Source organism: Pelomonas sp. KK5 (assembly GCF_001984095.1).
In the GTDB taxonomy this organism is placed as follows: Bacteria; Pseudomonadota; Gammaproteobacteria; order Burkholderiales; family Burkholderiaceae_C; genus KK5.
In genome coordinates this window covers 24,411-30,410 of record NZ_LYVQ01000060.1, presented here as the reverse complement: position 1 = coordinate 30,410, position 6,000 = coordinate 24,411, and the positions used below count along the sequence as shown (strand labels likewise).

The 6,000-nt window shown below is 69.6% G+C and carries 6 protein-coding genes; 2 read left to right on the top strand and 4 right to left on the bottom strand.

What is annotated here, in order from left to right; genetic code table 11:
- Together B0W88_RS33595 and B0W88_RS11825 are read left to right on the top strand one after the other, a co-directional pair.
- Nucleotides 1–648, top strand: a 648-nt coding sequence (locus B0W88_RS33595) for a glycosyltransferase (protein WP_369973877.1), incomplete at its 5' end; no start/stop codon positions are given.
- 62 nt (nt 649–710) lie between these two features.
- Entirely contained in the window at nt 711–2,078 is a 1,368-nt protein-coding gene (locus B0W88_RS11825; protein ID WP_233151692.1) for a chloride channel protein, read from the top strand.
- Here B0W88_RS11825 and B0W88_RS11820 read toward each other — a convergent pair whose 3' ends face one another.
- The 4 genes from B0W88_RS11820 to B0W88_RS11805 are packed head-to-tail and all read right to left on the bottom strand — an operon-like array spanning nt 2,079 to nt 5,974.
- Nucleotides 2,079–3,062 carry an integron integrase gene (locus B0W88_RS11820; RefSeq protein WP_077034851.1) on the bottom strand — a complete coding sequence of 328 codons (984 nt, stop codon included), beginning with the start codon at nt 3,060–3,062 and terminating at the stop codon, nt 2,079–2,081. It lies immediately after the preceding gene.
- Between the two features lie 58 nt (nt 3,063–3,120).
- Nucleotides 3,121–4,239: an ABC transporter ATP-binding protein gene (locus B0W88_RS11815; protein ID WP_077034850.1), complete on the bottom strand. Its 1,119-nt coding sequence runs from the start codon at nt 4,237–4,239 to the stop codon at nt 3,121–3,123.
- A 6-nt stretch (nt 4,240–4,245) separates the two neighbouring features.
- Nucleotides 4,246–5,115 carry a carbohydrate ABC transporter permease gene (locus tag B0W88_RS11810; protein WP_077034849.1) on the bottom strand — a complete coding sequence of 290 codons (870 nt, stop codon included), beginning with the start codon at nt 5,113–5,115 and terminating at the stop codon, nt 4,246–4,248.
- Complete coding sequence (locus B0W88_RS11805) at nt 5,105–5,974, bottom strand: carbohydrate ABC transporter permease (protein WP_077034859.1); 870 nt, start codon at nt 5,972–5,974, stop codon at nt 5,105–5,107. Before B0W88_RS11805 ends, B0W88_RS11810 begins: the two co-directional genes overlap by 11 nt.
- Between the last annotated feature and the right edge of the window lie 26 nt (nt 5,975–6,000).

Here is a 6,000-nt window from a genome sequence, read left to right as displayed (position 1 = left end):
GCCGGCGACCGGCCGCTGCTGTGCACCTGGCACGAGCTGGATCACTACGGCCGCGCGCCCGAGGGCAGCGCCTGGTTCGGCCCCAGCTTCCTGGCCGATACCGGCACCGGCGCGCCGCCGCCGCCCTGGCCGGCCGGCAGCGGGCCGCGCGTGTTCGCCTACCTGAAGGCCGGCCACGCGGACCACGCCGCCTGCCTGCAGGCGCTGGTGCAGCGGGGCTGCCGGGTCATCTGCTACCTGCCCGAGGTGGCGGCCGGCAAGCCGCCGCCGGTGCGCTCGCCGCTGCTGCACTACGCGGCCGCCCCGGTAAGCCTCGGTGCCCTGCTGCCCGACTGCGAGCTGCTCGTCTGCCACGCCGGCGAGGCCACGCTGGCGCAGGGCCTGCTGGCCGGCGTGCCATTGCTGCTGATGCCGATGCAGGCCGAGCAGGCACTGCTGGCACGCACGACCTGCCTGCGCTCCGGCGCCGCCGTCAACGTGCTGGACCTGCCACCGGGCACGCCGATCTCGGCCGCGGTCGAGCGCGCCCTGGGCGACGCCGGCCTGCGCGAACGGGCGCGCGCCTTCGCCGCGCGCTACCGCGACTTCACGCAGGCGGAGCAGACCGAGGCGCTGGTCGCGCAGTTCGAGGCGCTGCTGCACCGCTGAGCACACGGACTGCCGCACAATGGCGGTATATCCATTGGTGCAAATTCATTACCGCAGCCGTCATGATGGACCCCGACACGCCGCCTCCCGCGCCCGACCCGACGCACCCGCACCAGCAACCGGACTTCCTCGTCGAGATGCGCCAGGACCTGTCCGACTGGCGGCAATGGCTGGCGCGCGCCGTGGTGCTGGTGCATGCGGTGGCGGCCGGGCTGGCGGTGGTGGCCTTCACCTGGATCTGCGAGCACGCGCTGGCCGGCTTCGCCGCGCTGCATCGCTGGCAGCCGCTGCTGCCGCTGGTCTGGACGCCGGCCTGGACCGCCGGCATGGCCTGGCTGACCCGGCGCTTCGCGCCCGGCGCGGCGGGTTCGGGCATTCCGCAGGTGATGACGGTCCTGTCCGGCAGCCTTGATCCAGCGCAGCGGCCGCGCTTCGTCTCGCTGCGGCTGAGCCTGGCCAAGATGCTGCTGACGGCCGGCGGCCTGCTGGGCGGCTTGGCGATCGGGCGCGAAGGCCCTTCGGTGCAGATCGCCGCCGGCGTGATGGGCGCGGCACGGCGCTGGCTGCCGCCGCGCTCGGCCCTCAACGACAACGGCCTGATGGTGGCCGGCGGCGCCGCCGGCATCGCCGCGGCGTTCAACGCGCCGCTGGCCGGCGTGATGTTCGCCATCGAGGAGCTGAGCAAGCGCATCGAGCAGCGCTCCAGCGGCCTGATCATCGCGGCCATCGTGCTGGCCGGCCTGATGGCGGTCTCGGTGTTCGGCAACGCGTCCTACTTCGGCGTGATCCACGTGCCGCCGCTGAGCTGGCACCTGCTGCTGCCGGGCCTGCTGGTGATCGTCGCCTGCGGGCTGCTGGGCGGGGGCTTCGCGCGGCTGCTGCATGCCAGCATCGTTGGCGGCGGCAGGGACCGCTTCAGTGCGTACCGCGAGCGCCATCCGGTGCGCTTCGCTGCGCTGTGCGGGCTGGCCATCGGCGTGCTGGGCGTGGCCAGCGGCGGCCTCACCTTCGGCAGCGGCTACGACACCACCCGCAGCCTGGTGGAAGGCCAGCACAGCACCCCGCTGCTCTACGTGACGCTGCGCATCGTGGCCACCTGGCTGGCGGTCTGGTCGGGCGTGCCGGGCGGCATCTTCGCGCCCTCGCTGGCCATCGGCGCAGGCATCGGCCACGACGTGGCCCTGCTGACCGCGCTGATGGACGAGAACTCCGCGCCGCTGATCGCACTGGGCATGACCGGCTTCCTGGCCGCGGTGACCCAGGCGCCGATGACGTCCTTCATCATCGTGATGGAGATGGTGGACGGGCACACGATGGTGCTGAGCCTGATGGCCGCGGCGCTGGGCGCCAGCCTGATCTCGCGCTGGATCTGCGTGCCGCTGTACGGGGCGCTGTCGCAGGCGCAGCTGCGCTCCGTCGCCGCGCGCTAGTCAGATCGAATCGAGCGGGCTGCGGATGCCGCGGCCGCCCTTGTTCAGCACATGGGTGTAGATCATCGTGGTGCTGACCTCGGCATGACCCAGCAGCTCCTGTACCGTGCGGATGTCGTAGCCGGCCTGCAGCAGATGGGTGGCGAAGGAATGGCGCAGCACATGGGGGCTGCAGGGCTTGACGATGCCGGCCCGCCGAGCGGCGCCGGCGATCGCGCGCTGCAGCGTGTACTCGTGCAGGTGATGGCGGCGGATCACGCCGGTGCGCGGGTCGGTCGAGCGGACGGGGCTGGGGAACAGGAACTGCCAGCCCCAGCTGCGGGCCGCGGCCGGGTACTTGAGCGCCAGGGCGTCGGGGAGCCAGACGTCCGCGCAGTCGTCGGCCATGTCCTTCGTGTGCAGGGAGCGCGCCTGGGCGAGCTGGTCCTGCAGGGGCCGGATCAGGTTCTCGGGCAGCACGGTGACGCGGTCCTTGCCGCCCTTGCCGTCGCGCACGACGATCTCGCGCCGCTCGAACTCCACATCCTTCACCCGCAGCCGCAGGCCTTCGAGCAGCCGCATGCCGGTGCCGTAGAGCAGCGAGGCCAGCAGCCACATCGTGCCGTCCAGCTCCAGCAGGATCGTGCGCACCTCGTGCGGCGTCAGCACCACCGGCAGGCGGCGTGGCCGCTTGGCGGTGATCACCTCGTCGAGCCAGGGAAGCTGCACGCCCAGCACCTCCCTGTAGAGGAACAGCAGCGCGGCCTTGGCCTGGTTCTGCGTGGAGGCCGCCACGTTGCGCTCGGCCGCCAGGTGGCTCAGGAAGGCGGCCACCTCGGTCGCGCCCATCTCGGCCGGGTGGCGCTTGTGGTGGTACAGGATGAAGCGCCGCGCCCAGTCGACATAGGCGCCCTCGGTGCGGATCGAGTAGTGCAGCGCGCGGATGCGCAGGCGGACCTGGTCCAGCAGGCGCGGCGGTGGCGCGGCGTTGTGGGCATCGTTCATCCGGCCGAATCTAGGCGGCCGGATTCCTCGCAGCAATGGAGCTCGTAGGGGTGATCCGTCAGGCGGCGGCGATCAGCGCCTCGCTCTGCGGATCGAAGCAGACCAGCTTGCCCAGGTCGACCAGGAAGCGCAGCTGCTGGCCGGGCGTCAGCGAGAGGTCCGGATCGAGCCGCACGGTGAACTCATGGCCGCCCAGGTCCACCAGCACCAGCGTGTCCGCGCCGGTCGGCTCGATCACTTCCACCCGGGCCTCGAAGGCGCACTGCAGCGGCCCCGGCGCCATGCCCGGCCCGCACAGGCTCACCGCCTCGGGCCGGATGCCGGCGATCACCTCGCGGCCGGCATAGGCGGCCAGCGCGGGCGACACGGCCGCCGCCGACAGCGCCATCTGCACGCCCTTTTCGCCGAAGCGCAGGGCCAGGTCTTGCCCGTCGCGCACCAGCTGCGCCTTCAGCAGATTCATCCGCGGGCTGCCCATGAAGCCGGCCACGAAGGTGTTGGCCGGCCGGTTGTAGATCTCGTGCGGCGTACCGAGCTGCTGCAGCACGCCCGCCTTCATCACCGCGATGCGGCTGGCCAGCGTCATCGCCTCGATCTGGTCGTGGGTGACGTAGACGATGGTCGCCTTCAGCCGCTGGTGCAGCTTCTTGATCTCGGTGCGCATGTCCACGCGCAGCTGCGCGTCGAGGTTGGACAGCGGCTCGTCGAACAGGTAGAGCTGCGGCTCGCGGGCCAGTGCCCGGCCGATCGCCACGCGCTGGCGCTGGCCGCCGGAGAGCTGGCGCGGCCGGCGGTCCAGCAGGTGCTCGATCTGCAATAACTTTGCAACCGAGCGCACCCGCTCCTGGCGCTGCGCCTTGTCGACCTTGCGCATCTCCAGCGGGAACTCGATGTTCTTGGCCACCGTCATGTTCGGGTACAGCGCATAGGACTGGAACACCATCGAGATGTTGCGGTCCGCCGTGGGCACGTCCGTGATGTCCCGGCCCATCAGGTTCACCGTGCCGCCGCTGGGTTCCTCCAGGCCGGCGATGATGTTCATCAGCGTGCTCTTGCCGCAGCCGGAAGGGCCCACGAGCACCAGGAACTCGCCGTCTTCCAGCGCGATCGAGATGTCGTGCAGCACATGGACGGCGCCGAAGCTCTTCTTGACATTGACCAGGTCCAGGGACGCCATCGGGGTTCAGCCTTTCACGGAGCCGGCCATCAGGCCGCGCACGAAGTATTTGCCGGAGAGCAGGTAGACCAGCAGCGTCGGCAGCGCCGCGATGAAGGCGCCCGCGAAGTGGACGTTGTATTCCTTGACGCCGGTCGAGCTGTTGACGAGGTTGTTCAGCGCCACCGTCAGCGGGAAGGAGCTGAAGTCGCTGAACGAGGCGCCGAACAGGAACTCGTTCCAGATGTTGGTGAACTGCCAGATCACGGTGACGACGATGATCGGCGCGCTGTTGGGCAGCAGGATGCGCCACAGCACGCCGAAGAAGCCGGCGCCGTCCATCCGCGCCGAGCGGATCAGCTCGTGCGGGAAGGCCGCGTAGTAGTTGCGGAAGAACAGCGTGGTGAAGCCGATGCCGTAGACCACGTTGACGAAGACCAGGCCCTTCACCGTGCCGGCCAGCCCGAGCAGGCCCAGCGTCTTGGCCATCGGGATCAGCACGATCTGGAAGGGGATGAAGACCGAGAACAGCATCGCCCCGAACAGCAGGTGCCCGCCGCGGAAGCGGAACTGCGTGAGGATGTAGCCGTTCAGCGCGCCGATCAGCGTGGAGATCGCCACCGCCGGGATCACCAGCAGGAAGGAGTTGATGAAGTAGGGCTTCAGGCCCGTCGGCTGCACGCCGATCTGCGCGCTGCTCCAGGCGGTCAGCCAGGGCTCCAGCGTCCAGTCGTGCGGCAGCGCCATCAGGTTGCCGCTGCGGATCTCGTCCAGCGGCTTGAAGGAGTTGACCACCATCACGTAGACCGGCAGCAGGAAGGCGAAGGCCAGCGCGCTCAGCAGCAGGTAGAGCACCGGCTGCGTGAGTCCGAACTTGTTCTTTTTGCTAGCCGCCATGCTTGGCCTTCCGCATCTCGCTGGCCAGGTAGGGCAGCACGACGATGCCCACCGCCACCAGCATCAGCACCGCGCTCGCCGCGCCCACCGCCATCTCGTTGCGGGTGAAGGTGTACTGGTACATGAAGACCGAAGGCAGCCAGGTCGAGCGGCCCGGGCCGCCGTTGGTCAGCGCCACCACCAGGTCGTAGCTCTTGATCGCCATGTGCGCCAGGATCACGAAGGCCGAGACGAACACCGGCCCCAGCTGCGGGATGATGATGCGCAGGTAGATCTGCCAGCTGCGCGCGCCGTCCACCCGCGCGGCATTGACCTGCTCGGTGTCCACGCCGCGCAGGCCGGCCAGGAACATCGCCATCACGAAGCCGGCCGTCTGCCAGACCGCCGCGATGACGACGCAGTAGATCGCCATCTCGCTGTCCTTGATCCAGCCGAAGGTGAAGCTCTCCCAGCCCAGGTCGCGCAGCGTGTGCTCCAGGCCCACGCCGGGATCGAGCAGCCACTTCCAGGCGGTGCCGGTGACGATCAGCGACAGCGCCATCGGGTAGAGGAAGATCGAGCGGTACAGGCTCTCCGCGCGGATCTTCTGGTCGATCAGGATCGCCAGGCCCAGGCCCAGCGCCATCGCGATCACGATGAACAGCAGGGCGAAGGTGCCCGCGTTGGACAGCGCCACCTGCCAGTTCTCCAGGTTCAGCAGCCGCTTGTAGGCGGCCGGGCCTTCGTAGTCGAGCACCGGCATGATCGTCGACGGCGTCATCGACAGGTAGACGGTGAACATGATGTAGCCGTAGACGCAGATCAGCACGAGCAGGGCGCTCGGCGTGATCAGCAGCTTGGGCAGGAAACCGGCTTTCATCGTCAGCAAGGCTCCGCAGGCCCGGC

Bases quoted from the DNA above. Each gene is read 5' to 3' on its own strand.
- B0W88_RS11810 (WP_077034849.1), bottom strand. From the start codon at position 5,115: ATGGCGGCTAGCAAAAAGAACAAGTTCGGACTCACGCAGCCGGTGCTC.
- B0W88_RS11815 (WP_077034850.1), bottom strand. From the start codon at position 4,239: ATGGCGTCCCTGGACCTGGTCAATGTCAAGAAGAGCTTCGGCGCCGTC.
- B0W88_RS11820 (WP_077034851.1), bottom strand. From the start codon at position 3,062: ATGAACGATGCCCACAACGCCGCGCCACCGCCGCGCCTGCTGGACCAG.
- B0W88_RS11825 (WP_233151692.1), top strand. From the start codon at position 711: ATGATGGACCCCGACACGCCGCCTCCCGCGCCCGACCCGACGCACCCG.
- B0W88_RS11805 (WP_077034859.1), bottom strand. From the start codon at position 5,974: ATGAAAGCCGGTTTCCTGCCCAAGCTGCTGATCACGCCGAGCGCCCTG.